Raw genomic sequence first — 25,645 nt, forward strand, 5'->3', positions numbered from 1 at the left:
CGAGGCCGAATATTAGCGTTTTCCCCGCTCCGTAAGTGATTCGAATCTGGGCATATCCAGTGATTCGATGCCCATGGCGACCGCACATTGCAGCAGGAACTCCGCCTTGAATGCCCCGCGGTGAATTAATTTTCGCAGCTGATCAGCGTGCATTTCGACGCCCAGTTTTGAGGATAGGGCCTCCGACAGCGTCTGATAGGTGAAACCTCGCAGTAGCATGATCGCCTTGAGATAGGCGCGCACGAAGTGCTGCCACTCTCGGCGATCACTCGGCATCTGGTACGAAACAGGCATTTTTCCATTCTCCTTTGATATTCGAAAAACTCTATCTGCCATCCTGAAAACTGACACATCACCCTCAATTATTTTTAGGATGAAAAGTACTCTTTAAGTTTTCAGGATGAGAACTTCTATTTACGTTCTCTACTGTTTCTTTTTCTGTTCGATTTTTCTCTTGACGATATGGGAATCTCCCGACCTTTTCATGTCGCAGACCGGCCATTCGGGTCGGTTGCGCGACGATAGGAAAGGAATTGAGATGAGCAGAACTGCCAAGAAGCAAGCACCGTTGCAGACGGATATCGGCGGCCAGCCGGCCCGGACCCTTCCCAAGGCCAATGATGACATGAGGGGTGGAAGAGTGCCGGCTTCCGCGATGCCGGCCCCCTGCCCCGCGAACGACGATGAGCCGCCCCGCCCCGCGGCCGACCTGAGGCTTGCGAAGCCGCGCAGCGGTTTCACCGGGCGGCAGGAGCACGAGGAGGCGGCGGCAAGGCTTCGCCAGACCGCCGAAGCCGCAGCGAATCCGAAGCTGCGCCGATTCGCGGCGGCGGCGGAACGCAGGCTCGATCTGAACCTGCCCTTCGCCTCCCGTGGCGGCATCATCAGTCCCGAGGAACTGATCGTCGATGCTGACCTCAATATGCGCGACGTCGCGCCGGGCACCGAGCTGCGGAAGTTCACCGACGAGACCGTCCAGGTCTTCGTCACGTTCCCATACCATCTCGCCGAGGGTTTTCGCACCAAGGATCCGGTCGCCGGTGCCTATGCGGCGATCGCTCTCTCGTCGCGGATCGGAAGGTTCCGAGACGGAACCTCGCTGCAGTGGCTGAAGGACACCTACGGCGTACCCGTCTCGGCGTCCAAGCAGAACCCCCTCTCCAAGCAGGTGATGCGCGCCGCGTTCGACGACGGTCGAGCGCGGCTCGCCGACGAACCCTACTCCAGGGTTGCCTCGAGCGAGGACCGGGCGAACCTGATGAAGGCCTACTCCGCTACGATCTCGCTGTTCGACGTACCCGGGGGCAAACTTCCCTCCCGACCCGAGCGCCACGGGGTCGTCGACACCGAACGCCTGGCACTCCTGTCCGGCGTGCCGACCTGGATCGCTGACCTCCCGGAGTGTCGCCACCATGTCTCCAAGGTGATCAGGCGCCGCGGTATCGAAGTGCCCGGGCGCGAATACGGAGTGGACGTGCTCGCGAACCTCGTCGTGGAGGTGACGATGCGTGAGCGGCGCCGGGCTGTGCTGGAAGGTCTCGGCGATCCGGGTCAGCACGCGGCTGCTCTTCGTTCCACCTTGAACAAGGCGATCGGACTGGCCGGCTGCACCACGGAAGATCCGGCCAGCGAGGTCTTCGCCGATGATAGGTATCCGAGGATCCGTGCGGCGGTCCGTGAAAGCTATTCCCAGGCCAGCACCCGACGCAACGTCACGGCACGCCTCGATCGCCTGAAGGCACTCTACGACGAGATCATCGCCGAAACGGATCGCTCGCAGACCTTCGCCGAGAAGCTGTCGACGCTCATCGCGAGCGAAGATCTGTCGTACCAGGATGTGGCGGGGATCGCCGACTGTTCATGGGGTTCCATCCGCAACTGGTGCGCGGGCAAGAACGTGGGCGTCGGCTCGATCGGCGCTGTGGTCCGGTTGGAGGATCATTTCGGACTGGAGAGGGGCGAGCTGTGTTCGTTGGCGCGCAAGCGCTGGCGTGAGGAAAGCTCCGGGGACGTCAATCCTTATTGGAGCGAGGTGCCCTTCTCGCGCAGGACGCTCCTGCCGAGCGAGGTGCGTCTCCTGTCGGAGGACCAGATCAGGGAAGCCGTGAACGCGATCGAGCATCTCGCGCGCGACGGCACCGACTTCGCACGCGTCGGCAACGCCGCTCGATCCTCCGCCTACAGACTGCCCAAGTTGCAGCTCCCCAAGCGGTGGATCCGGCAGAAGACGGCCTACATCAAGTACAAGACCTCGAGCATCGTCGCGCCCATGAACCGGCCGAAGTCCGGCGTGTGGCGCGAAGAATCCACGGTTACCGAGAAGAGCCGCGAACTCGACAAGATGATGAGGTTCCTGCTCGCACCCTGCACCGATGGGGCGAACTCGGGCCTCGGGCTCGATCCGGCGAAGGCAACGTTCGCCTGGCTCGCGGTGCCGGGACTGCTCCTGCGGTATTTCGACTTCGAAGCGCAGCATCTCGCGGATGTCATGCTTGAGGACGGTGAGCGAGGACGCCTGTTCTCATCCCGCCTGAAGCATGCCGCCTACCACCTTCTCTCGCTCACTCATGAGGATACCGGCTACCTCACGCAGAACCCTGCGCTCGCGGAGGAGCTCGAGGTGCTGGCGTCGACCGAAACCTCGGCGCGCTTCGAAGGACTCGTCGTGTTCGGCGATAACTCCGGTGGCCCCCTCCTCTCGCAGGAGGAAATCGATCTGGCGCGATCGGACTGGAAGGCCTTCATGAAAGTCGCCCACGTGGCAGCCCGGCAGCTCGCGGATTTCATCGAGGCGGACACGCCCACCGTCAGGGACGCGATGCGCGGAGCCGTCGGCCTCATCGAGAGCGAGGAACCGGTCGCGAACTATCTCGGCCTGCTGATCGAGGCGGAGACCCGGATTCGGGATCTGCGCAGCGGAATCCACCTCGCCACGGAGTTCCGCAACCTCGTCATGTCGCACCTCTCGATCGTGACCGGCCTCAGGCCGAAGAACCTCACCGGGCTGACCTACGGTGGAGAAAGACCCGAGATCTTCAAGAAAGACGGAGCCTGGAGGATCGTCATCAGCTACCGCAAGTTCAAGAACTGGCAGAATTGCGGCCTGTTCGGTGTCGTGGGCCACCGTCTCGACTACAGCCTCACCATCGATGAGCGCTTCCTGGTCAAGCTCCTCGACGAGTGGTTCTTCACCCACCGGCCCGAGCTCGATCACCATACCTGCGACCACGCCTTCATCACGATGTCGGGCAACGCGATGACCTCGAAGAGCTGGTACGAAGCGTATCACAGGTTCGGTGCACGGCACATCGCGTGGAACCCGCTCACGCAGACCGGCTTCGAAGGGGTCGTCTCGCTCAACCCCTACGTCCACCGCGTCCTGAAAGCATCGGACATCCTCAACAACTCCGCGGCCAACGACCGGGTGCAGGAGGCCGCACACGCCCTCCAGACGAGCGAGGACATGATCCGCCAGCACTACGGCCTGCTCCGCTCCGAGACGGCCCTGCGCTCGAGCTACGACACCTACCGCCGCGCCATCGGGATCGCCCGCGGCAAGACCGCTTGACCCGGACGGCTCGCGATCTCGTCGGGCTCACCTCCCCCCGGCGGCCTCATCCAATATCAATCGAAAGGACCGAACGATGACCAGTAAGAAGACCAAGAAGACCAGGCTCCCTGTGGCGATGCCGGATAGCCTCGAACTCGCCGGTGACCGTGTCGTCCCGTTGCAGTACTTCCACAACGAGGAACGCCACCCGAAGGGTGACGGGCCCTGGAACGACGAGGCCGACAAGATCGGCTGGGTCGACGAGCCGACGGGCATCCACTGCATCATCCTGCGCGAGAGGGATGGCACCCTCTCGGGGTTCGCGGGCGTCGGCCCGGATCATCCCCTCTATGGGTTCGAGGCCGATGCCGTCCCGTCCGGGATCGGCATCTCCGTCCATGGCGGCCTGAACTATGCGAAGCCGTGCGAGGCGAACGTGCCCGAGCAGATCTCGGTCTGTCACGTTCCCTCCAACGCCGAGCTGCGACGCACTCGTGCGAGGATGGGTCGGAACTCGACCAAGGACGAGTTCGGTGATCGGGACCTGTGGTGGTTCGGCTTCACGACCGACCACGAGGGAGACTACGTCCCGATCCATGGATCCGCGAACCGCTTCGATGGGATCGAGATCTATCGCGATCAGGACTTCGTCTATCGCGAAGTGGTCAAGCTGGCTTCCCAGCTCTCGGCCGTGGGCGGGTCCTCAGAGATGGACGATGCACTCCACATCGATGGGCCGATCGCGATGCTCGGACCCGCAAGGGAGGGGAGCGACGACGATGGACAGTGACATCCCCTACGAGGAACTGCGGAACGACCGTCTGCCCTGGGGCTACTGGCTCGTCGCCGATGAGGATGGCGTCTACAACAAGTTCCTCGATGACGAAGGGAAGGCGTGGTCCTCGGTCCGTGAGGCACTCTGGATCGGCCGCCTCGGCATGCCGCGCGTGCACGTCAAGGACATGAACCTGGCGCTCGAGTTCCTGGCCTCCGTCCTCGCCGTAATCGACCGGCGCACGATCGGGGTCGAGGAACGGGTTCACAGCGTGTTCGCGAAGGACTGGGGGATGGACCGCTTCTACGCGATGTGGTTGATCCAGCAGCGACTGATCGCTCCCCAGTCGGTCAGCGGGCTCACGCTGGACTGCCCGCTGACTCCGGAAGGCCTCGCGATCCTCGTCATGCTCGCCTCGACCCGGTCCATCAAGGACTCGCCCCTGCCCCTCGGCATGAGCTGGATCCGGGCGCGCCGCGGCCTCGACCACGGGGTTGACAGAAAGGCGATCCTCGATCTCGTGGAACGCCAGGAGGCTTTCGCCCGCAGGCTCGACTACCGCCTCGTGCGGTGCGAACTGCACAAAAGTCCGGCGGTCAAGATGATCGGCATCGATACCAGACCCAGCGTTCCGCGCAGCCGGACGGTCTGGTCCATGGTGCATACCGATGAGTACGCCCGCGACAGGTTCTATCTGTGGGCTCACGAGCGCATCGACCGGTGGGAGCAGTGGGGCCGCCTCGCGCGCGACGACGGTGCGCACGCGCTGACCTCCCATCTGCTCGGCCTGCGGTTCTGTGACGAACGGATCGCAGCGGGCTGAGGGCCACGGCCTGACTTCCGCCTGCTATTGCAGCGACCAGCCGAGGACCGGAAAGGGCGCTTGAGATGTTTCGGGCAGTCCGAGGAGCGGACGCGGAAGCGCTGTCTCCTCGGGCTGCCACCTCACGACGTCGGCGGCCGTCGTGAGTACGGAGGCGACGACTCTGCCGTTGTCGACGAGTTCGACCACGACGAAGGTCGCGTCGAACTCGGCCAACCGGGCGACCAGTTCGTTGCGCGTCGAAGCAGCGACGCTCGAGACAGCCCGTTCTTCTTCAACCTGTTCGATCCAATGCATCCGGAACGGCTGTTCCCGTAATTCTCCGTTTCCCTGGTCCGCGATAAGACGGTTGTCGATTTCTTCAGTCTGTGCCGGTATCGATCCGACGATGTCGTTGTTGCTCATGTTTCTCTCCGTTTCGGTTGTTCCTTCAGGACAGGCCTTCGCGTGCACCCCGACCGCTGTCTGGGATGGCGATGGTCCGGTATGGTGCGATGAGGGTCCACGCCTCAGGCTCGCGGGGATCGCCGCACGCGAGCTCGACGGATCCTGCTCCCCGGGGCATCCATGCCCCTCTGCCGACCCGCATGCGTCGCGCGACGCACTCGTCGCCTTGTTGGGCACTCCCATCGGTGAGGGAAGGCATGGACATGTGCTGGTCAGGGGCCCCACCATGCGTTGCATCTCGACGGGATCCGCTGGCGGCAACCGAACCGGGGCATGGTGCGTATCGCCGCAGTCCGGGGATGTCTCGTGCGCCATGGTCCGCGGTGGCTGGGCAGCGCGATGGGAGCGCTATTGGGGAGAGCACGAATGCCGATGAGGGAGTGGGCCGACAGGGTCGCGGACAAGCGCGACCGGTGGGTGAAGATCGAGTTCACGGTGATCGGTGCGCTGGTCGTTTTCTCGCTGATCCTGGCAGTGGCCTCCGTGGTCTGGCCGGTCGCTGCAGCCGCGCATCCTGGCGGCCTCGCCGCCGACGGGTGCCACAACGATCGCAAGAACGGCGGACGCCATTGTCACCGCGCGGCCTCTTCCCAGCCGCAACCACGTCAGTCGGCTCGGGGGACCGTCCACTACGCCAACTGCGCAGCGGCACGCGCTGCCGGCGCTGCGCCCGTGCGACGCGGTGATCCAGGGTACGCCTCGCATCTCGACCGCGACGGGGACGGGGTGGGCTGCGAGTAGGCCAATGCCCTTCTACATCCGCAAATCGGTCAGCGCCGGACCGTTCCGTTTCAATCTCTCCAAGGGCGGCCTTGGTCTATCGGCAGGGGTCCGTGGTCTTCGCGTGGGGACTGGACCGAGGGGGCACTATGTCCATGCGGGGCGGGGAGGGCTCTACTATCGCAAGACGCTGAAGGGAAAGCAGCCGAACCGCACGGCTCATGAGCGCAGGTATCCGGCTGCGGACCTCGATCCGGAGAGGGGCCCCGCCCCCGGCTCGGACGTCGAGATGGTCGCGGTCTCTTCCGGTGCGGTGAGCGACATGGAGGACGCCCGCTTCGCCGAGATCCTCGCGGAGATGGACGAGAAGCAGCGATCGACGAAACTCTCCACCGTGCTGCTCTGGGTCGGTGTGGTGCTCACCGTGATCGCGACGGTCATCGCCGGAGTTCCGGGCTTCATCGTCGGGGCGATCCTGACTGCTGGAGCGAGATACCTCGGATCATGGCTGGACGAGTCCAGGCGTTCGGTGGTCATGGTCTACGATCTCGAGGACGATGCCATGAAGGCCTACGAGGCCATGACCGGCGCATTCGACAGGCTCGCGGCCTGTCAGGGCAAATGGCACGTCGATGCTGGCGGCGCGGTCAACGACCTGACGACATGGAAACGCAATGCCGGTGCCAGCCACGTCCTGGACAAGCGGCCGACAGTCCTCGCGTACGGTCTTCCCGACATCCTGAAGAGCAATGTAACTCCACCCTCCATCGCGGTCGGCAAGGAGACGCTCTACCTGCTGCCCGACTTCATGCTGGTCGTACACGAGGGGAACGTCGGAGCTGTCGCCTACGACGGCTTGTCGATCCGCTGGCAGGATTCCAACTTCATCGAGGAGGGTACCGTCCCGGGCGACACCACGGTCCTCTTCCATACATGGAAGCATCCGAACAAGAGCGGTGGACCCGATAGGCGCTTCGCGAACAACTACCAGATCCCCGTATGCTTATACGAGAGCGTCCATCTTACGAGTCCGAACGGTCTCAACGAACTCCTGCAGGTTTCCTGCAGCGGTGTGACCGCGCCATTCGCCGCTGCGATCGAAGAGCTGTCGCTGCGTAACGGCTCGCGGCAGGTGAGTGGTTCCCTTCCCCTGATCCAAGCTGGCTGACCTCTGGAATGGTTGCCTTCGCCCGATCGGACAGGATGTGCATCGAGGAACTGCTCGGAATGGGCAGCGGATACGTCATGGACCTTTCGAACCGCGAATTCTCCGAAGTCCTCCGGGCCGAGGCTGGCATCGACATCGACGACCCGACCTATGCCGACAGGGGCGGGTCGAAGGCCAATCGGTTGCGGTCTTTCTTCGACAAGTCGGATGCGGGGGCGGTGGCCGAAGTCCTTCGCGCCTTGTGGGAACATCGTGAGCTACGCAGCTGGACCCCGGGCGACATCGTCGAACCGCGGCCCGCAGAAGTGCGCGAGCGTTTCATGGCCGTGGTCGCTCGCCTCGAGCGTCAGGCCGGCCGGTCCGATACCGAGGCGCTCGGCTCGTTCGTGGAAGGCGCGACGCTGGAACAGCTCGTCGAGGCGATAAACCGGGACGTCGCGGCCGGTCGCCACGCCGCCTCGCTCGACCGGCTTCACACCTACTGCATGAAGCGCTTCATGCACCTGCTCGACGAGGTGGGAGTGCCCTGCACGCGCGAGGAGCCGCTGCAGAGCAGGGTCGGGAAGTACGTGAGGTGGCTACGCGAAGAGACTGGGCCGAGCGCTATGACGCTCCAGATCCTGAAGAACGCGATGGGCATCCTGCAGCAGTTCAACGACATACGGAACAACCGCTCCTTCGCTCACGACAACGAGGTGGTCGACGCAGACGAGGCGCGCCTGATATTCGAGACGGTGGTCGCGATCCTCAGGTTCGTCGAGAGCAGGTCTCCTCAATCGTCGACCACCGGCTGAGGTCAGGCGGACGGTTCGACGAAGGAGAGCATTCCTCCCTGCTCGACGAGTTCCCCCTTGGCGATCGCCTTGTCGACCCGAGCGAGGATGACGCCTTTCACCTGTTCGCTCGTCGAGCGTATCCCGAGAGCGCGCGAGACGGATTGTACGATCTCGTCCCTCGTCGCCCCGAGATTGTCTCTGATCGTCGTTGCCATCGCCACCGCGATCTCCTGCGGGGGCAGCATGTCGGCACGTCGCAGTGAAGGCGAGTTCGTGTCGGCCCTGTCCCGCACCGTGATCTCCTGGTCGGGCAAAGTCAGAAATCCATCGTCCGCGATGATACGCTGCATCCGGACCGACACGCCGATGGCGCGCTCGACGGCGGACTGGATGCGCGCGCCGGCCCGCTTGAGACCCCAGGCATCGCGGATCCTCGCGACGACCTCGGAGGAATGGACTGGTCCCTCGATCGCCACCACCTGCTCGACCATCTCGGACAGGATCCCGGTGGGCGTCTCATGCAGATCCTCGTGCCGATGGCTCGGCCGCGTGAGGACGGCCTCCTCGTATCGCACCGTCTCGGGTCCGGAGGCTTCGGCACGTCCGATGCCTATCTCGGTCACCTCCTCCCGCTCGATGGCGAAGATCTCTAGCGGTCCGGAGGGAGCGGCACGCCGGCTCTCGTCGGCATCGTGTTCGGCCTTCGCGGCCTCGATGCGCGCCACCACCAGATCGAGCTGTTCCATGGGCCGCTGGAACCAGTCGGTGCTCCAGATCCGGTGTATGGTCCAGCCGTGGCTCTCCAGGACCGACTGCCGCAAGCGATCCCGGTCCCGGGCGGACTTCGCATCGTGATAGGACGCGCCGTCGCACTCGATGCCCAGCAGGTAGCGCCCGGGTCGGTCCTCGTCCGCGACCGCCAGATCGACGAAGAACCCTGCGATCCCCACCTGCCGGTGCACTTGGTATCCCCGCTGCTGGAGGGCTTTGGCGACCTGTTCCTCGAATACGCTGTCGTGGTCGCGTCCCGTGCTTTCGGCGATCGTGAGTCGACCGGTGCGCGCGTAATGAAGGAACATTCGGAATGCGAAGACGCCCTTGCGTGTCGAGGCGAAGTCGGGATCGATGTCCTCGTCGGTCATCGACGAAAATATTTCGCAGCGCTGCTTGGCCCGACTGATGAGCACGTTGAGGCGGCGCTCGCCACCTTCGGTGCCGAGCGGGCCGAAGCGCATGGGGACCCTTCCGCCCGGAACGGTCGGACCGTATCCGACCGAGATGAAGATCACATCGCGCTCGTCGCCCTGGACGTTCTCCAGGTTCTTCACGAAGAACGGTTCGGCCGGATGGGCCTGGAAGAAGTTCTCGACCGTCGGATCGAGATCGCGTCGCAGGAGTTCGAGATGATCTAGGATCGCGCGTCGCTGGGCGGCCGAGAAGGCTGCAACTCCCAGCGAGAGATCGGGGCGCGTACGCGCGTGGGCGACGATCGCTTCCGCGACGGTCCTGGCCTCGACCTGGTTGGTCCGCGTGCCGCCGGCATCGAATATCCCGTCGGCGATGCGGTGGAAGCGCAACCCCATCCCGGCTTCGCTCGTGTAGGGGCTCGGGACGATGAAGAGCTTGCTTTCGTAGAACTGGCGGTTGCTCACCGCGATCAGCGACTGGTGCTTGCTGCGATAGTGCCATCGCAGCATGCGGGTGGGCAGCCCCCGCGCGGTGAAGAGTCCGAGTATGCTCTCGATGTCCGCGACCCGCGCACCGTCGGTGTCGTCCTCGTCGTCGCCGCCACCCGTCATCTTCGCGAAGAAGGCGGTTGGCGGAAGCTGCTTGGGATCGCCGACGACCACGACCTGCTTTGCGCGTGCGACGGACCCCAAGGCGTCGACCGGCTGGATCTGGCTCGCCTCGTCCATCACCAGGAGATCGAACTCCATCACCCCGGGGGTGAGAAACTGTGCGACCGAAAGCGGGCTCATCATCATGACCGGCTTGAGCGCCTGCACAGCGGGGCCGGCACGCTCCATGAGCTTCCGGATCGGCATGTGGCCGCGCTTGCGCTGCATTTCGCCGCGCAGGATGCCGAGGGGACCCACCGCTCCGCCATCCCGGGGCGGGATCTGACGGTGGTGGGTCCGGACCACCTCGATACCGGCCACGGCGATGCGTTCACGGTCCATCTCGGCGAAGTCGCGTGCGAGACGCCCATGGAGCGTACCGTCGAAACGCCCGAGCTCGGGATCCGAGCGCACCATGTCCGCGTAGACCGCCTCGAAATAGGCCATCTCGAACGCCGGAACGACGTCGTCGGACGTAAGTCTCCCGTCCCGCAGACGCTGTACGACGTCCGCACATCCGAGCCGACCTGCCCGCGCCGCGGCATCCCGGTACGACACCCAGCTCGACAGCTTCTCGCCGCTGTCGGCCCACATGGACAGCCGCTCGCGAACATCCACGATCGTGACATCGTCGAGCGACTCCGGCCCGAAGGCTTCTTCCAGATCGAGCCGCAAGTCATCGGTCAGGGAGACAAGACTATCCTGCAGATTCTGGCGCTCCGCTTCCAGCATTTGCGCCTTGGCGGCGGGAGCCGACCGGTCCGCCATGTCCGCAGCCAGGACCCGCACATCCTCGTTTTCCCTCACCCACTCCGCTGCGCCTTCGAGCTTGGTCCAGTCCGATCCTATGCCTTTCCATTCCTCTCCGAACGCTTGACGTCCTAGCCGCTCGCCGGCCTCCACCCGCACCGCTGCTTCCTGCTCTTCTTGCAAGCGCTTCAGGAGCAAGGCTCTGGCACCCGCCGAGTCCGGAGCGGGGGTCATGATGGCAGAGCTGTTGCGCTCGGCGGAATTCACCCTGGTCACGACCTCCAGCAGGCACCCCAGATCCGCCGTCTCGGGGTGTTCGTCGGTCCCGAAGGCCGGTTCTCCTCGGTCGGCCAGTGCGATGCGCAGCTGCTCCAGCAGATCGGCCATGGGTGCCGTCTGCGCTTCGACTGTCTCGGCGAGAACGGCGATGCGCTGCCGGTCGGGGCTGCGCGAGGCGATCATACGGGGCTCCGAGCCCATGCCGCGCAGCGATCGCATCCAATCTACGATCGCTGCGAGCGGAGCAGACGAACTGCGCTCGCCTCTCCAATGGTCGTGGAAGGCGGCCCTGCCGAGCTCCTCTCCCTCCTCGATCCTTCTGCGCGCCGCTTGGCCCGTCGCCAATGCATCGAGCAGAGCGAGGGTTTCGCCCAGCGACTGGTCGGGTCTGGCGAGGAACGATCGCACCAGCCTGTTGGCGCGGCGCCACTCCCCGCTGAGATATCGCAGGATGCCTTCGCCGTGGCTGGCGAGGACGGCCCGCTCGGAGGACAGATCGACATCCCACGCACTGTCCAGTAGTCCGTCCTTCGTATCGGCACGGGCGGTCTCGAACGTTGCGATGTTCTCCACCAAGTCTCCGGCTCGCTCCACTCCGCTATCCCAGAGTGACGCCGCGAAGACCTGCGCGTCCGCGTCGGGAGCGTTGGCAACGCGCTCGGCTATCCTCGCGAGTTCGCGTACGCCCGCAAGCGTAGTTGGCGCCGGACGCCCAAGTGTGCGCGACAACGACCCGGAACTGTCGATCATGCGCGCGAGTGCGACCTCGAGCGAAGCCGCGACCTCGAACACCTCGCCAGAGAAGTCCTCGGGCAGTTCCATGAGTGCGCGCAGGGTTTCGGTCACGTCGGTGGACCACGCCTCTTTCGCGAACGACGGGAGGAGTTCCGATCGAAGCGCCGCATGCTCCTGGCCCGCCCGGATGAGCGCGATGATCGATTCGACGTCTCTCCAGCTTTCGTCACCCAGAGCCGCCCCACCTATGTTCGGTGCGCGGGCCAGCCTGTCGGCGCGTTCCTTGAGCCGTGAAGTCTCCGGAAGGCGCTCTGCGCTTTCCGTCCGCAGGGTTTCTGCGAGCTCCTTCTGGTCATCCTCGAAAGCTTTCAGCCGCTCCTGCAATTCCGCGACACGCACGGCCAGCCGTTCCACGTCCGTGGGCAGCATCGACTCCAGGCCGACCCCCCGCCAGGGATGGGAATTGGGGATCCCGATCATGTCCAGCCTCTCGACCAGCTCTCCGAGCACCTCGCGCCGCTTGATGAAATCGTCGGGTGTCCACTGCAAGGCCCCTTCGAGCACGATCTCGTTGGGCTTCTCCCCGCCCTGCCGGAGACGGACGAGCTGACCGATCACGTCGTACGGACTGAGGTTCGATGGATCGTGCTCCACATGCATCCGCTGCGCATGGGCATTCAGGCGATCACGGGTTTCGGTCAGACGCTCGTAGAGCGTGCCCGGATCCTGCCCGCGCGGCGCGCCCAGCTCCCAGGTGCGTCGCAGTTCGTCGAGCACCGCGCGCTTGTTCGCCTTGTTGCTGTGGAGTTCCAGGCATGCATCGCCCACGCCCGTAGTGTCGAGCCGCCTCTTCACGACTTCGAGTGCCGCCATCTTCTCGGCGACGAAGAGTACGGTCTTGCCGTCCGCGACCGCCGAGGCGATGACGTTCGCGATGGTCTGGCTCTTGCCCGTGCCGGGAGGCCCCTGGACCACCATGTCCCGGCCCTGGCGGACCTCGTGCACCACCAGTGTCTGCGAGCTATCGCAGTCGACGATGTGGAGCATGTCCGACGGAGAGATGTGCGGGTCGGGGCATGTTGAGCAGATGGTTTCGCGCCGAGAGGTCGAGCAGTTCCGTCCTCGCACGCTCGAGCTTTTCGCCGATCGGCAGGGAACCTTCGAAAACCGATTCGTTCTCAGCGCTGCCTTCTTGAACCTGACTTGCCATTTTTCCCCCTTGTTACATCAGGTTCAACACCGCTGCCGGTTTGTCCAGTTCAATCGTCTCGTATACTTTAGTGCGACTTGAGCGGAGAATATGCTCTTCGCAGAGCAAGCCTGGCCCGATTCAGTCCCGCTCGTCGCGGCAGACCATGTCGATGTGCCTGCGGTCGAGCTCGGTCATGCGCTTGTCACGCAACCGCGCGCGCTGCTCGTCGATGCAGCGCTCGCGCGGCGAGCGAGGATCGGTGAGTCCTTCGTTGACCACGCGCCTGAATTCGAGGAGCTCGCGCTGTTCGAGTGGTGTGAGGTGGTGAAACTGCTTCCGCCCTTCGACGAGCGCCACGTAGTTGTCCCGTGCACGCGTCCAGTCGAATCCGTCGATCTGCTGTGCCGCCGCCGGAACTGCGGTGGCGAGCAGCGAGGCCAGGATGAGTATGACACGCATGATTTATCTCCTGTGAGATAACTGCACCAAATCGGTTTCACGTCGATTAACCTGCTCAACCGGGTCGACCCGGTTCCGGCCGGATGAAGTATCGCTACCGTCGAAGCGGGATACGGACCCGAAGAGTGCGGGATTTGCGGCCCCGCGCGAAAGCCAGTCGGCCGTCGAGGCGCGAGACGATCTGTCGCAGCGTGGCGAGAGAAACGCGATCGATGTCGGCCACCTGCTCCTGCGACGTGGAAGCATGCCTTACGATCAGGGTGACGATCCCGTCGGCGACCCTCAGGCGAAGAGCCACGGGAGAGTCGGACTTCGCGATCCCGGTCGCGATCAGGGTCACCGCCTCGAACGAGATCAGCATGAACGCGCGGGAGAGGGCGATCGAAGCCACCGGGCAGGCGTCGGCACGTAGGGTGAACCTCGTCCCCGTGGAACGTGAACGAGCGATCAGTTCGCAGGTGGCGGCCAGCACCATTGAGAGATCGAGGATGGGTGGCGCGAGCAGAAGGCGTTCGAGATGCAGCTGGCATTCGACCCGATCGATGGCGTCCTCGACGAGCGGATGCGGCTCGCGGAGTCCCGCACGGACCAGATGGAGGATTCCCAGGACGTTCGAGAATTCGACCGCGTGGCGCCTGTGCGCGGCTTCGAGCAGCAGTGCCTCGTCGGACACGGTCTCGTATCGGCTTTCCGGTTTGCCCACCTCTACCACTCCTCCTGGGAAAGGTAGATACTTTAAAGTATACAGCCTCGAATGCAAGTCCAGCGGGCGCAGGCGACCATGCTCTTCTGTCGGGACATTGCCGGAACCCGACTTTGCCGATCAGCTCCCGCCATACGGTCGGTTCTTCAGGGCGAGGCCCGAGACATCCACACCTTCGAGCAGCTGCGGCACCGGGACGTTCAGCGCGAGCGAGATCCGTCCTATCGAACGCATGTTGGCGATGGTCTGTCCGTTCTCCACCCGCCATACATAGGCCCTGGCGAGTCCGGCGCGGCGAGCGAGTTCCGACTGGGAAATCCCCTCGGCCTCGCGGTGGCGAGCCACGCAACGTCCCAGGCTCTCGGCAAGCAACCTGTCGCCCGAATCGTCGTTTTCCTCGCGTTCCATCCATCCATGATAGATGAGCCCACATGCGATCGACAGTCGGACCTGATCGCAATCCCCGACCCCGCTGGATCGATGACGAAGGACGCCGGGCGTCAACGATCTGGTGATCACTGGATTCCGGGAGCATCACACGGCGTCTCGGCAAGCCTTCGGCTCCCTTCCGTACTCCGCGCGGGTTACACTCTTCGAAGATTTGTTCGGTCCTCACCTTGACGGTGGCGACCATCATGAGGTCCGGATTTCGACATCTTCGCCTTGAGATCTTCCGCCCTCCCCTCCTGCTCCTGGATTCCTGGTCGGAGATCGTGCTTCCGGATGCTGCCCGACATTCGAGAAGACGATCTCGAAATCGCTACAGACTTGTCTCTCCCTCTTGTTCGGCGGCATGCGACCCGAGGACTCTCGCTTCAGTCATCCGACGACAGTTGGGTAGCTACTGAGAAGCACATGCTTCTCTGTCTTCTGGACGTTCGGCGGCTATTTTTGGACGTTCGCCGCGTGATCCATCCGGAGGTGGAGATGGTAGGCTGCGGCTCTTGCGATTCGATGCCTTTCTAGGCGGCCTGGCCCAGGTCCGACGCTCGGACCTGGTCATCGGGTGCACGGCGCACTTCCTCGGACAGGATGGCTGCGTCCTTCGGCATTCTCAGCGGGTCGCCCGGGAAGATGTCGTCGGGATCATCGATCAGATCGCGGTTCAAGGCGAAGATCTCATCTCGCCGGTCCGCGTCACGAAGCACGTGGCGCGCGATGCGGAAGAGGCTCTCGCCGGGCTTGACGACATAGATCGGCAGTTCCGACTTGTCGGGAGGATCGAAGGTCGAACGCAGCGCCTCGATCTTCGCGTCAAGGTGCATCAAGGGGGCCGGTCGATACTCCTCGCCGCCGAGCGCGGAGGACGGCATGAACCAACGCCGGAGCGCCGAGGGGTGGATGTCGCTGACGTCCGCGGGGCCGCCGCGCCTTGCGGTCAGCAGTCGGGTCTTCAGGTAGGCGATCCCCGAAGCGAGTATCCTGCCGACCGTCTTGCGTCCCTTCTCGGAGATTGGCGTGTTGGAGAGCGGGGCGTCGGCACGATAGCGGATGTCGTCGAGCTGCGAACGACCGGCGAGGTTGACTTCCAAGCCCATGTCGATCGCTCCGCGCAGGATCCATTGCAGCGCTGCGTTGGAAAGCCCCCTCTCCGGTCCGCCGCCGCCGACCGATCCATGGTCGCCGGCGAACCATTTCTGCTGGTACGGGGCGTCCTCGTCGTAGGGATCGTGTCCGGCCTCGATGTTGAGCTCGCGCACGTTGCGCCACAAGGTCGGCATGAAGTGGACGCGCCGTTCGTCGATCGCGACCGCATGCCTTCCGGCCTCGACGAGGCTGGACAGCTGGGTGTCGTGTTGGCCGTACCGCTTGTCGGGAGTGCGATCGAAGGTCGCGGCGACGGCCTTCCAGCCCAGGGAGCCGACCGTGTCCCAGACACCGCAGTATCGTATCTTCACGAGGTCGGCTTCGAAGGTCGGTTCGGCACGACGGCGCCATGCGAGTTCCGACTCGGACACACAGAGGGTCGGACAGTGCCGGCGGCGGAATTCCAGCAATTCCTCGGGTTCGTCCGCATCGCGATCGGCGTGGCAACCGTAGAGCTCCCAGGCCCTGCGTATCTGGTTCGCGTCGTTCACCGAGATGATGCCGGCGCACTTGATGAAGCCGATGAAGGTCCGCGCCGTGAATGCGCCCCGGCTGAACCCGAAGACGAAGATCTCGTCCCCGGGCCGGTAGTTGAAGATCAGGAAGCGGTAGGCCTCCTGCACGTTCGCCACCAGACCCTTTCCGAAGGCGCCTCCGCGGAAGGTCTCGTCCGACGCCGTCCCGACACCCTCGTCGTAGAACACGATCTAGTCACGCCCGTCGTCGGCGACGGGTGGAACGCTCTCCGCGAGCAGCACGACGTTGGTCGGGTGCTGCTTGACGTCGAGCTTGTTCCAGGATCCATCGAAGCAGAAGACGAGCCGCCTGGACTTCGGTGTATCATCCGTCACCTCTTCCACTCCGAGTTCGAGTTCGTCCTGCATCCTGTCCATCCTCATTCAGTAGCGCCGGGGGCGACGCGCAGGCGGTCCGCGAGCGGACCGCCTGCACATCCGATCACTTCTCCCTCGTGGTCGTGCTGGGGCTGCTCTTGCCGTGCTTTGCGGTGACAAACCGGCCGCTGATCGCGCTGCGATAGCTGCCTCCCGTGCTTCCGCTCTTCCCCGCGGCCTCACGGACCGTGGTCCGGGGACTCGCCTTGCCGTGCTTGCTGGTGACGTAGCGCCCGCTCTTGGCGCTCCGGTAGCGGCTGCCTGCCATGTCCGTTCTCCTTCTTCAGTTCCTGGTCGTCCCGGCTCCTCGATTCGCCGGTGACTCCCTCTTACCGATGAAGGGTGTCAGAACTCGTCACCCATGATGCTGGCGGTCTTCAGTTTCCCCGCTCCGCCAGCAGGCAGAGAGTGTTGGCGAGCTTCATCTGCTCCACCGTTCGTACGGGAGCTTCGAGAAGTGCAGGACTCGCTATCACCCGGGCGCGGATCTTGGCCCGCGACACGGCCACGTTGATACGGTTGGTCGAGAGGAGGAATTCCAGCCCTCGCGGGACCTCGTCGCCGTCCGATGTCGTCATCGAGACGATGCATACGGGCGCCTCCTGTCCCTGGAACAGATCGACCGTACCGACCCGGACCTCATCGCCCAGTGCTTCGCGAAGCGCGTTCACCTGGGCGTTGAAGGGAGCTACCACGAGGATGTCGCGTTTCCCGATCGGTCTGGTCCTGCCCTCCCTGTCCGTGAAGGTCGCACCCGAGACCAGCTCGATCTCCTCGCGAACACGCTCGATCTCCTCGGGACTGACCTGGGCGCACCCCGCGTGCTCGACAGGGACGAGCCGTGCGCCGGCGAGATCATCCCCATCCGGGGACGCGATGCTCTGGGCCGAAGCGGCGGCGTCGTTGTCGAGCCGACCCTCGTAGACCGCGGAGGAGATGAAAGCGCAGACGTCGTCGTGGAGCCGCCGTGTGATGGGAAGGAAGATGCCCCGTTCGGGAGGCACGGTCCGTTCCTTGCCGATGAGGTATTCGAGACTGGAGAGGCCGCTCTCACCAGGGTGACTCCCCTGCAGGGGCTGCGGAAGCTGGAGGGGATCGCCCACGAGCACGATGTTCTTCGAGGAGCGAGACATCGCCACCACATTGGCCAGCGAGACCTGGCCAGCCTCGTCGATCACGAGATGATCGAACTGCGCATCGGGATATCGCGCGAAGTGCCAGGAGGTGGCACCGACCACATCGGCGCCGGCGATCTCCGGAGCGTCATTGTCTCGCACGACCACGACACCCGGATGGTCCACCCCGTCGCCTTCCGACGACACCTTCTGGGCGATCGAGCAGACAACGCCCCTTACCTGCGCCTCGTCGGCGATCGCCTTCAGCAGGTTGCCGATCGCACGGTGGCTGTTCGAGGACACGGCCACGCGTCGGCCGGTCTTCACCAGCGCGACGATGGCCTTCGCGCTCACATACGTCTTGCCCGTCCCCGGAGGCCCTTGGATCCCGAGGGCCGTCCCATCCATCCCGGCGATCGCGGCGACCGTCCCCGCGACCAGGTCCTCATCCGCGGTCACTATGGGATGGCCGACATTCCGACCCGCCAGTCTGGGCATCGAACGCGTGAGGAGATCGACGACTGCGGAGGCGCTTGGGTCGTTCTCGATGATCCTGTCCGTGACGGCGGCGATGGCGTCACGCAGCTTGTCGTTGCGCAACGGACGTTCCGGTATCAGATCCAGCCTGTCGGGAAGCGGTCCCTTGGCGGTGGTCCTGCGCAGGATCAGGGTCCGCGCCCTCTCGTCGAGCGATACGAGATTGATGCTTTCCGGCATCAAGGCAGGCTTGACACAAGGGCTCTTTCCAGCGCGCAGCTTCGTTTCCTGCTCGGGGAAGCGGTATTCGCGCTCGTTCGAGCGCGCCGTCGCCTTCCATTTGGGCCCGGTGGCGACGAGGCCCTGGATGCACTCCAGGTCGTCGCGCAGATCCTCGCTCTCCTGCGTCAATCGATCGAAGATGGCCCAGTACGCGGGCTTGTCCTCGCGCTTGTGGAACCGTGACAGGTCGAGCAGGAGATCGGCGACTTCCTCGCCATGCCGTTCGCCAACGGGCCGGAGACGCTCCCGCAGCCTCCGATCCTCTTCCTCCTCCTCGTCGGTCCCGGCATCGGCGGCCGGCCCAGGGGTGTGACCAAGGACCGGGAAGGGACCGTCCGGCCTCACGTTCTCGATCAGCCAGTCCCGCAGCAACTGTGTCGAGATGCAGTCGGTCCTGTTGTAATCGCGGATTTCGTCGAGAATCTGCGCGTCCCCGGTCTTGCGCCATTTCTCGTAAGCCACCACGCTGGCCCCCGCTGTCGCCACGTCCGCATCGCGCTTCGGCATGTAGAACGCTTCCAGATCCTTGATGGAGTAGCCCTTCTCTGACGCGATCAGCGATCCCGATACGACCTTGTGCAGATCGACGAAGCGCCGTTCCCGCTGCAGCTGGTCCATGGCCGCCTCGCGCGTCCGGTGCTGTGCGGTCAGCCTGCGCAGTGCGGCTATTTCGTAGTTCGCATAGTGATAGATGTGCGCCTTTGGATGATCACGCATATGGGACGACAGGAAGTCGAGCAGGTCCGCGGTGAGGCGTGCCTCTTCGTCATGGTCGTGGGCCCAGAAATCGACGAAGTGCCAGCCACCTCCCTTCCGCAACCAGATGCCGTGGAGATATTCCAGTCCGCCGTCCGGGTAGTAGGGATCGCCCTCGATGTCGTAGAACAGATCGCCCTCGTCCGGCTCGGGCAGCAGGTCGAACCCGCGCCCTTCCACTTGATCGCGCAGCACGAACCGGGGTTCGCCGCCCGCCCGGCGTGAGGTCTGGAGACGGGCCTGGGTCCGCAGCCTGTCCAGGGTCTCGGTGGAGATCATCTGGACCTTCGCAGGAGCCTGCGCGAGCGCCGTCATGGTGTCGATGCCCGCGTCGCGGAGCTTGTCGCGCTGGACCCGAGTGATGTTGGCGACAAGGGCAAGACTGTCGGACCGCTCCCATTCCGCTTCGCAATGCGAAGTCCAGCGGCAGAGCGCGCACGCGGAGACCGGCTCGGGGACGGTGTCCGGCCGTTCGTCGACGAACGAGACGAGACTCGAACGCGCGCGGCGAGCGTAGGCCGAGACGTCATCGAGACGGATGGTGAAACGGGTGCCGTCGCCGAGTTCGAGGTGGGCGTTTGCGGGCGGGTTACCCTGCATCTTCGTAAGCATGTCGCTGTAGAGGCACAGCTGAAGAACGTGTTTCGGGTCGGGGCGTCGCTTGAGCTTGGTATCCACCACCTCGTAGGACCACTCGCCCAGCGCAGAAGGGGTCTCCACCTTCTCAAGGAAGTCGGAATAGCCGCCCCATACCCCGTCGAGCATGGCGCCCTGGAAGATGACATCGGCACCCGCTTGCATTGCGAGAAGTGTATCGGCCACGCAGTCGGCGATCGGGCGGCCGTCGGTCTCGATCTCCACGACATCACGCCCGCCCTTCCTGAGGCTGTCGAGGAAGGACAGTTCGTGCGCATCGCCCTGTTCCTGGAGGAGGGCGGCCTCTTCGGCATCTTCGTCGGGCCGAACGTCCCCGACCTCGATCCTGCGCAGGTCCAGGGTCGTGGCATGCCTGCACCCCTTGAAGCGCATCAGGTCGGATGCGGAGAACCGGAACTCGCCGTCTATCATCTGCATGAGGCATTTCTCCTTCGCCTAGCGGATACTAGCAAGGGATGACAGAACGTGTCATGGTCATTCCATGTCCCTCGTAAAGGCCACCCAGCTGCTAAGGATCGCCATGCGCGCGACGGGTCGGAGCGGAGTCACCCTCCAGGATATCCGGGAGGAGATCGGTTGCTCGCACCGGACGGCACAGCGCTGGACCGCGGCACTCGAAGAGGCGTTCCCGCAGACGGTCATGGAGGATGGCGATGATCGCCAGCGGCGATGGAATGTCCCGGCACGATACGTCGCGCCTCTATTGACGCCGAGCGGCGACGAATTCGCGGCGCTGGGAGCGGCGATCGCCGAGCTCGACAACCGCGGCCTCGCCGAGCAGGCGCGGCTCCTCCGGGACCTGCGTGCCAAGATGAGGACGCTCTCGCCGGTGAGCGGCCGGGCGCGCAACGAGGTGGACGAGGAGATCATGCTCCAGGCGCTCGGACACGCCACGCGCCCCGGACCGAAGCCGGCAGTCATCGCGGAGGTCGAGGCCGCGCTGATCGAGGCCTTCAAGGGGCCGTTCCTGATCGAGACGACCTACGAGAAGGTGTCGGGTGACAAGCGGCGCCGCCGACTTGCTCCCCATGGACTTCTGCTGGGAACGCGCAGGTATCTGGTCGCGCGTGACGTAGAGAAGGCGGTCTTCGCTCCGTTGCAGCATTTCCGTCTGGAGGGGCTCACGCAGATACAGGTGCTTTCCGAGACCTTCGAGCCCGACCGGGATTTCGAACTGCGCAAGCACGCCGAGACCGGCTTCGGATCCTATGTCGACGAGCGACAGGTGGTGACCGTGGTCTGTCGTTTCGCTCCTATAGCGGCCGGGCGAGCGAGCGAGTTCCTCTTCCATCCCACCCAGAAGCTCGAACACGAGAAGGACGGTTCGCTACTGGTCCGGTTCAAGGCCTGCGGCCTTCTGGAGATGTGCTGGTTCCTCTATCAGTGGGGCGATTCCGTCGAGGTCCTGCAACCGTCCGAACTGCGGGAGATGGTGCATCCCTATCGGCGACCATTCTCCGCTTTTCCGTGATCGGATGAACGTTATTGAGCGCCCCCGTTATATCGGGTGTCCTAACCTGAGACCTGGTTGGTCGCACAGGCCGGAGGGCAGCTTCGCGCCCTCCTTTCCGCCATTCAACGGGCTGTGCTCTCTCTCCGAGAGCCGTCGTTCGTTAGGCTCACTTTTAATGTTCGGAATTCGCTCCAGCGTCTCTTCTCCCAGCCCGATAGTCTGGGAGAGGAGGATCTGATGTCATTCCCCTGACCTCGACATCTTCGATTTTCTCTCTGACAGGCCCGAGGTCGCGACTGAGTCCGCGAAAGACCGCTTCCCCTTCGATCAGAGAATTTTCGATCGCCGGAATGCCGCTCTTTGCCTGGGAAAGCTTATTCTCAGCGTTCTGTACCCCTTCGCGGAATTGGCGAAGACGTCTTCGCGCGCTGGTGGAAGCGCTTCCGTCGGAAATTCGGCGATCTGCGTCTCGAAGATCATTTCCCCATCCACCGACCCGTTGCCGCAAGTCCGACAGTCTTCCTTTTGTTGAGGCCAAATCTTCGTCCCATCCTTCCGCGTCCGATGCCAGATCGGCCGTCGTGACTCGAAGCCGGGCAAGATCCGAGGTGATCGCCCGCTGCTTTTCTGGTTCCAGTCCTTCGTTCAAAGCGCGGACACTGTTTGCCACGCTCTCGACGGTAGCGGTCGCATTCCCCCCAAAAAGTCCGGTTCCGTCCGAGGCCGGGATGATCTTCCTTCCTGAATTGTCGGCGTATATGCCTTGACGGCCCCTTCGACCCTCGAGCACCAGCGCGGCCTCGCCGGTTATCAGGTTGGTACTGATTGTCGCTTCAAGGCCGTCAACTTTCGCTGCATCAGGATCGAGAGTCAGCACAACGAGAACGTTTCCCGGTCCATTTTCCGCCAGGCGGACCGATGTTACCCGACCCACAGGAACACCCGACAATGTTACGGTCGACCCCGGCTGAAGGCCTTCCACGGAGCGATCAAACCTGACGAGATATGTTTCCTGATTGGGCGTGGGATCGAGAAGCCACACCGCAAAAGCGATGGTGGCAAGCATCAGAATGCCAACGATCCACCCCACTAAGGAAAAGTTTGCGTTAGTTTCCATCTTGCACGCAAACAGGGATTTTTCCGTCCGGCAGAGGTGCCGAAACATTGAAAGTTCGCGCCCCGCGTGCTCCTAGGGTGTCCGCCACAGTACCTGACCGAGGTTGGCCTTGTGGCGCAATCATTAGGGTCACAGTTTTACAGGGTGAGTTTCGACCAGGAAACGCTGTACTGCGTCGCCGAACGCATCGTTCTCGTCGCCCGCGACCATATGCGACGCACCAGCGATATCGCTGAATTTTGCATGGGGAACCAGTTTCCGGAATTCAGCGGCGCCTTCGGGAGAAACAAGGTCGCTAGATCCACCGCGCACGAGATGGACCGGGAGCGACAGCGCCGACGCAGCCTGAACAAGCTCGGTCGACCCGGCGGAAACGTCGTCGGTAATGGTGCGTCGGCGCGTAACGTTCTCGACGAATGCCGGATCCCAGTGCCAATAATACCGCCCGTCCCGTGCCTTTCGAAGGTAACTCTTCAATCCCGAGGAACTTTGCCGTCTCTCGCGGTGCGGCAGATATGCTGCGATTGAAGCGGAAGCGTGCTCGGGCGATTCGAACCCTTCTCGGGCGTGCTGCGCCATGAAGCCGAGGACCCGCGCGACCCCGTTCGCTTCCATTTGCGGCGTAATGTCTACGAGGGTTAGCGAGGCGAACGTGCCGGGCGCGATCGTGCCCTCGGCCACAAGGCCCGCCAATCCTCCCAGCGACGCACCGATCAGCGCCGGATTGCGCTCGAAACTCTGCGCAACTGCAACGAGATCCCGGCCGAAATCGTGCACATCATAAGCGCCGGTCGGGGACCATGGACTTTCGCCATGCCCTCTGAGATCGAGGGCAATCGCTCGGTATCCGGCCCGGCCCAGGCGAGTGCCGACCTTTCTCCAGGCGCGCCGTGTCTGTCCGCCTCCATGAGCCAGAAGCACAGGGAAACCGTCAGCCGGTCCGAATGTACTTGCGACAAGCGTCAGGCCGTCGGCACCAGGAAGCAACAGGCGATCCTCGTTCACGAGCGCGGCCTCCGGGCAAGAAAAAAGAATGTCAGCGCCGCCAAGGCACAGCCAATGGCTGCAATTATCGATAGGTCTGCCAGGATAGCTGCCGATACGATGAGCGCTGCCGCAATCAGGTCGCTGGAACGCATGGGCGCCGCACCTGACGGCCTTTCCAGTCGCGCAAGATCCTGAGGATCCAACCGGATCGGCAGCTGTCCGCGGCGAGCGATCGACGCCAAGTTCTCGACGATCTCCGGGGTGCCGAGAAGCGCGCGTATCAGCGTCGATGCTGTCCGCCGGGCATTTCCGCGCAGGTTTGCCAGGCTGGCGCGCTCCATCAGCAGTTGTTTGCCGATCGGAGCAAGTTCGGACGTTATGTCGAAGCGCGGGTCAAGACGGCGTACGAACCCCTCGGCGGTGAGCAGCGTGCGCAGCATCAAGGCGAGGTCGCCGGGTAGGGCCAGTTGGTAAGTCCGCAGAAGATCGAATACATCGGCGAAAATGCCAGACAGGTCGATCTGGTCGAGAAGCGTGTTGCGAAACTTGCCGACCAATTGATTAAGCGATGCCTTCAGCGCCTCACGATCGACCGCCGGATTGCCTGCCCACTGAAGGAGAACATCGACCAGATCGTCGATATCTTCTCCGGCGATCGCCAGTGACAGGCGCACCAGTTCGTCCCGCCGCTCTGGCAGCAGAGTGCCTACCGCGCCAAAGTCGATGAACACCAAGGTCCCGTCGGGGCGGATCAGCACATTGCCCGGATGCGGATCGGCGTGGAAGCGACCGTTGAAGATTATCATGCTCAGCACCGCGCGTGAATAGCCGCGCGCGACGGACGTAAAATCCACGCCGGCGTCCCTCAGTGTGGCCAAGTCGGTCGCCGGGATCGCGTCGACCCGCTCCTGGACATTGAGACTGCGCCCGCTCACCTCGTTGTCGAAGTGGGCTGTCTCGATCCCGAACCGTGCAAGATAGCTGCCGATCTCCGCACTCGCGCGTGCTTCAGCGCCCAGATCCATCTCACGATCGAGGCTTTCGGCGAAGAACCGCAACAGCTCATCGGGCCTCTGTCTTTCGACAAGGGGACTGGCGCGTTGTGCCAATCGGGCAATGCGCCGCAGTAAACGCATGTCGGCATCCACGACACTTTCGATTCCCGGTCGCCGGATCTTGACGATGACCGGTACGCCGTCGCTCCGTATTCCTGCGTGCACCTGCGCTATAGAGCCCGCCGCGATCGGCTCCCGATCCAGCTCACGAAAATACTGGCCGGAGTCTTCCCCGAGAGCATGGGTGAGCGGAGCCTCGACACGCTCGAACGGTACACCCGGAACGCGATCGTGCAGCTGCGATAGCGCTGCCGTCCAATCCGGCCCCAAGAGATCGCTTCGCATCGCGAGGATCTGGCCAAGCTTGGTCGCGACTGGTCCCAGTTCGCGCAGTGCCTCGACCAGGGCTTCCGGGCGCGTCGGATGTGCATTGGTTTGAGATCGGCCGGATCCCAACGCGGACACGATGCCGCCCAGCCCGTGACGGCCGAGAATTGCTATGACCTGCGCAAGCCGCTTCCGGTCACTCATGCGCGAAGGCGGCATGTCTGCCATCAGAGAGCATCCCGCCGTACGTTTTCGCTGACCATCTCCAAAAGCGAATGCAAAGTACTCTTCTGTTGCGGCGTCATTCCGCTCCATATTCGCAGGTGGGTCGCGTCTGCGGCCCGTCTGAGGTCAGGGAGTATTTCCTCAACCCGTCTCGTCAGGCCGAGACTCCAAGACCGCCCGTCCGCCGGGTCACGGCGGCGCTCGATAAAGCCTTTCTGGGTCAAGGCGGTGACCGCCAAGCCAATGGTGGCGGATTCGAGTTCGAGGCGCCTGGCGATGTCGGTCTGGTTCAGGGCAGGATCTTTGATGAGCTGCGCCAGCACACGCCACTGCGTACGATTGAGGCCAAGCGGCTGTGCCCGGTCATCGAATGCCTTGCGCGCGGCGCGACTGATCTCGTCCATCATGAAGATCGCTCGATCATCGTCGGTGATGACATTGTCGAGTGCGAGAGTGTCCTCGTCTTCCGTCATGAGTGGGTCCTATCGATCAGGAAAAA

General features: G+C 63.6%; 22 protein-coding genes. 8 read left to right on the forward strand and 14 right to left on the reverse strand.

Annotated features, from left to right (window positions below):
- Positions 1 to 12: 12 nt before the first annotated feature.
- Positions 13 to 294 carry a DUF6471 domain-containing protein gene (locus K3175_RS10450; RefSeq protein WP_221543353.1) on the reverse strand — a complete coding sequence of 94 codons (282 nt, stop codon included), beginning with the start codon at positions 292 to 294 and terminating at the stop codon, positions 13 to 15.
- Positions 295 to 538: 244 nt separating this feature from the next.
- On the opposite strand from K3175_RS10450, the gene K3175_RS10455 reads away from it, so the two are divergent.
- The 3 genes from K3175_RS10455 (at position 539) to K3175_RS10465 (ending at position 5,148) form a co-directional block, all read left to right on the forward strand.
- Positions 539 to 3,568 (forward strand): hypothetical protein, encoded by a 3,030-nt coding sequence (locus tag K3175_RS10455; RefSeq protein WP_221543354.1) that lies wholly within the window; start codon positions 539 to 541, stop codon positions 3,566 to 3,568.
- 76 nt (positions 3,569 to 3,644) lie between these two features.
- Positions 3,645 to 4,340 (forward strand): hypothetical protein, encoded by a 696-nt coding sequence (locus tag K3175_RS10460; protein ID WP_221543355.1) that lies wholly within the window; start codon positions 3,645 to 3,647, stop codon positions 4,338 to 4,340.
- The gene (locus K3175_RS10465; RefSeq protein ID WP_221543356.1) at positions 4,330 to 5,148 is read left to right on the forward strand and encodes a hypothetical protein; all 819 of its coding nucleotides are present in this window, start codon (positions 4,330 to 4,332) and stop codon (positions 5,146 to 5,148) included. Before K3175_RS10460 ends, K3175_RS10465 begins: the two co-directional genes overlap by 11 nt.
- A gap of 24 nt (positions 5,149 to 5,172) precedes the next feature.
- On the opposite strand, the gene K3175_RS10470 is transcribed toward K3175_RS10465, so the two are convergent.
- On the reverse strand, positions 5,173 to 5,553 hold the full coding sequence (locus K3175_RS10470) for a hypothetical protein (protein WP_221543357.1): 381 nt from the start codon (positions 5,551 to 5,553) through the stop codon (positions 5,173 to 5,175).
- Between K3175_RS10470 and K3175_RS14195 the strand changes: the two genes are divergently transcribed.
- The 4 genes from K3175_RS14195 to K3175_RS10485 are packed head-to-tail and all read left to right on the forward strand — an operon-like array spanning position 5,537 to position 8,277.
- On the forward strand, positions 5,537 to 5,971 hold the full coding sequence (locus tag K3175_RS14195; protein WP_247710860.1) for a thermonuclease family protein: 435 nt from the start codon (positions 5,537 to 5,539) through the stop codon (positions 5,969 to 5,971). The two genes, K3175_RS10470 and K3175_RS14195, sit on opposite strands and share 17 nt — an antisense overlap.
- Positions 5,962 to 6,336, forward strand: a complete 375-nt coding sequence (locus tag K3175_RS10475) for an excalibur calcium-binding domain-containing protein (protein WP_247710861.1) — start codon at positions 5,962 to 5,964, stop codon at positions 6,334 to 6,336. Before K3175_RS14195 ends, K3175_RS10475 begins: the two co-directional genes overlap by 10 nt.
- Positions 6,337 to 6,340: 4 nt before the next feature.
- Complete coding sequence (locus K3175_RS10480; protein ID WP_221543359.1) at positions 6,341 to 7,483, forward strand: DUF4236 domain-containing protein; 1,143 nt, start codon at positions 6,341 to 6,343, stop codon at positions 7,481 to 7,483.
- 8 nt (positions 7,484 to 7,491) lie between these two features.
- The gene (locus K3175_RS10485; protein ID WP_221543360.1) at positions 7,492 to 8,277 is read left to right on the forward strand and encodes an abortive infection family protein; all 786 of its coding nucleotides are present in this window, start codon (positions 7,492 to 7,494) and stop codon (positions 8,275 to 8,277) included.
- Positions 8,278 to 8,279: 2 nt separating this feature from the next.
- On the opposite strand, the gene K3175_RS10490 is transcribed toward K3175_RS10485, so the two are convergent.
- From K3175_RS10490 to K3175_RS10525, 8 genes are all read right to left on the reverse strand, one after another.
- On the reverse strand, positions 8,280 to 12,908 hold the full coding sequence (locus K3175_RS10490) for a DUF3320 domain-containing protein (RefSeq protein ID WP_221543361.1): 4,629 nt from the start codon (positions 12,906 to 12,908) through the stop codon (positions 8,280 to 8,282).
- A gap of 283 nt (positions 12,909 to 13,191) precedes the next feature.
- Positions 13,192 to 13,512, reverse strand: coding sequence for a hypothetical protein (locus tag K3175_RS10495; protein ID WP_221543362.1), 321 nt, complete (start codon positions 13,510 to 13,512; stop codon positions 13,192 to 13,194).
- 94 nt (positions 13,513 to 13,606) lie between these two features.
- Complete coding sequence (locus K3175_RS10500; RefSeq protein ID WP_221543363.1) at positions 13,607 to 14,215, reverse strand: hypothetical protein; 609 nt, start codon at positions 14,213 to 14,215, stop codon at positions 13,607 to 13,609.
- Between the two features lie 120 nt (positions 14,216 to 14,335).
- On the reverse strand, positions 14,336 to 14,734 hold the full coding sequence (locus K3175_RS10505; RefSeq protein WP_221543364.1) for a helix-turn-helix domain-containing protein: 399 nt from the start codon (positions 14,732 to 14,734) through the stop codon (positions 14,336 to 14,338).
- A gap of 443 nt (positions 14,735 to 15,177) precedes the next feature.
- Entirely contained in the window at positions 15,178 to 16,506 is a 1,329-nt protein-coding gene (locus K3175_RS14355; protein WP_221543365.1) for a phospholipase effector Tle1 domain-containing protein, read from the reverse strand.
- Between the two features lie 3 nt (positions 16,507 to 16,509).
- The gene (locus K3175_RS14360) at positions 16,510 to 16,701 is read right to left on the reverse strand and encodes a DUF2235 domain-containing protein (RefSeq protein ID WP_221543366.1); all 192 of its coding nucleotides are present in this window, start codon (positions 16,699 to 16,701) and stop codon (positions 16,510 to 16,512) included.
- A 58-nt stretch (positions 16,702 to 16,759) separates the two neighbouring features.
- Positions 16,760 to 16,963 carry a hypothetical protein gene (locus K3175_RS10520; protein ID WP_221543367.1) on the reverse strand — a complete coding sequence of 68 codons (204 nt, stop codon included), beginning with the start codon at positions 16,961 to 16,963 and terminating at the stop codon, positions 16,760 to 16,762.
- Between the two features lie 109 nt (positions 16,964 to 17,072).
- Entirely contained in the window at positions 17,073 to 20,399 is a 3,327-nt protein-coding gene (locus K3175_RS10525) for a TM0106 family RecB-like putative nuclease (protein WP_221543368.1), read from the reverse strand.
- A 64-nt stretch (positions 20,400 to 20,463) separates the two neighbouring features.
- Between K3175_RS10525 and K3175_RS10530 the strand changes: the two genes are divergently transcribed.
- The gene (locus K3175_RS10530) at positions 20,464 to 21,453 is read left to right on the forward strand and encodes a helix-turn-helix transcriptional regulator (protein ID WP_221543369.1); all 990 of its coding nucleotides are present in this window, start codon (positions 20,464 to 20,466) and stop codon (positions 21,451 to 21,453) included.
- 154 nt (positions 21,454 to 21,607) lie between these two features.
- Here K3175_RS10530 and K3175_RS10535 read toward each other — a convergent pair whose 3' ends face one another.
- From K3175_RS10535 to K3175_RS10550, 4 genes are all read right to left on the reverse strand, one after another.
- The gene (locus K3175_RS10535) at positions 21,608 to 22,552 is read right to left on the reverse strand and encodes an MlaD family protein (RefSeq protein WP_187335530.1); all 945 of its coding nucleotides are present in this window, start codon (positions 22,550 to 22,552) and stop codon (positions 21,608 to 21,610) included.
- Between the two features lie 129 nt (positions 22,553 to 22,681).
- Positions 22,682 to 23,557 carry an alpha/beta fold hydrolase gene (locus K3175_RS10540; RefSeq protein ID WP_187335529.1) on the reverse strand — a complete coding sequence of 292 codons (876 nt, stop codon included), beginning with the start codon at positions 23,555 to 23,557 and terminating at the stop codon, positions 22,682 to 22,684.
- On the reverse strand, positions 23,554 to 25,149 hold the full coding sequence (locus K3175_RS10545; protein ID WP_187337189.1) for an ABC1 kinase family protein: 1,596 nt from the start codon (positions 25,147 to 25,149) through the stop codon (positions 23,554 to 23,556). The genes K3175_RS10540 and K3175_RS10545 overlap by 4 nt, the downstream gene beginning before the upstream one ends.
- Positions 25,149 to 25,619 (reverse strand): MarR family winged helix-turn-helix transcriptional regulator, encoded by a 471-nt coding sequence (locus K3175_RS10550; RefSeq protein WP_215227341.1) that lies wholly within the window; start codon positions 25,617 to 25,619, stop codon positions 25,149 to 25,151. The genes K3175_RS10545 and K3175_RS10550 overlap by 1 nt, the downstream gene beginning before the upstream one ends.
- Between the last annotated feature and the right edge of the window lie 26 nt (positions 25,620 to 25,645).

This window comes from Qipengyuania aestuarii (assembly GCF_019711535.1).
GTDB classification, from domain to species: domain Bacteria; phylum Pseudomonadota; class Alphaproteobacteria; order Sphingomonadales; family Sphingomonadaceae; genus Qipengyuania; species Qipengyuania aestuarii.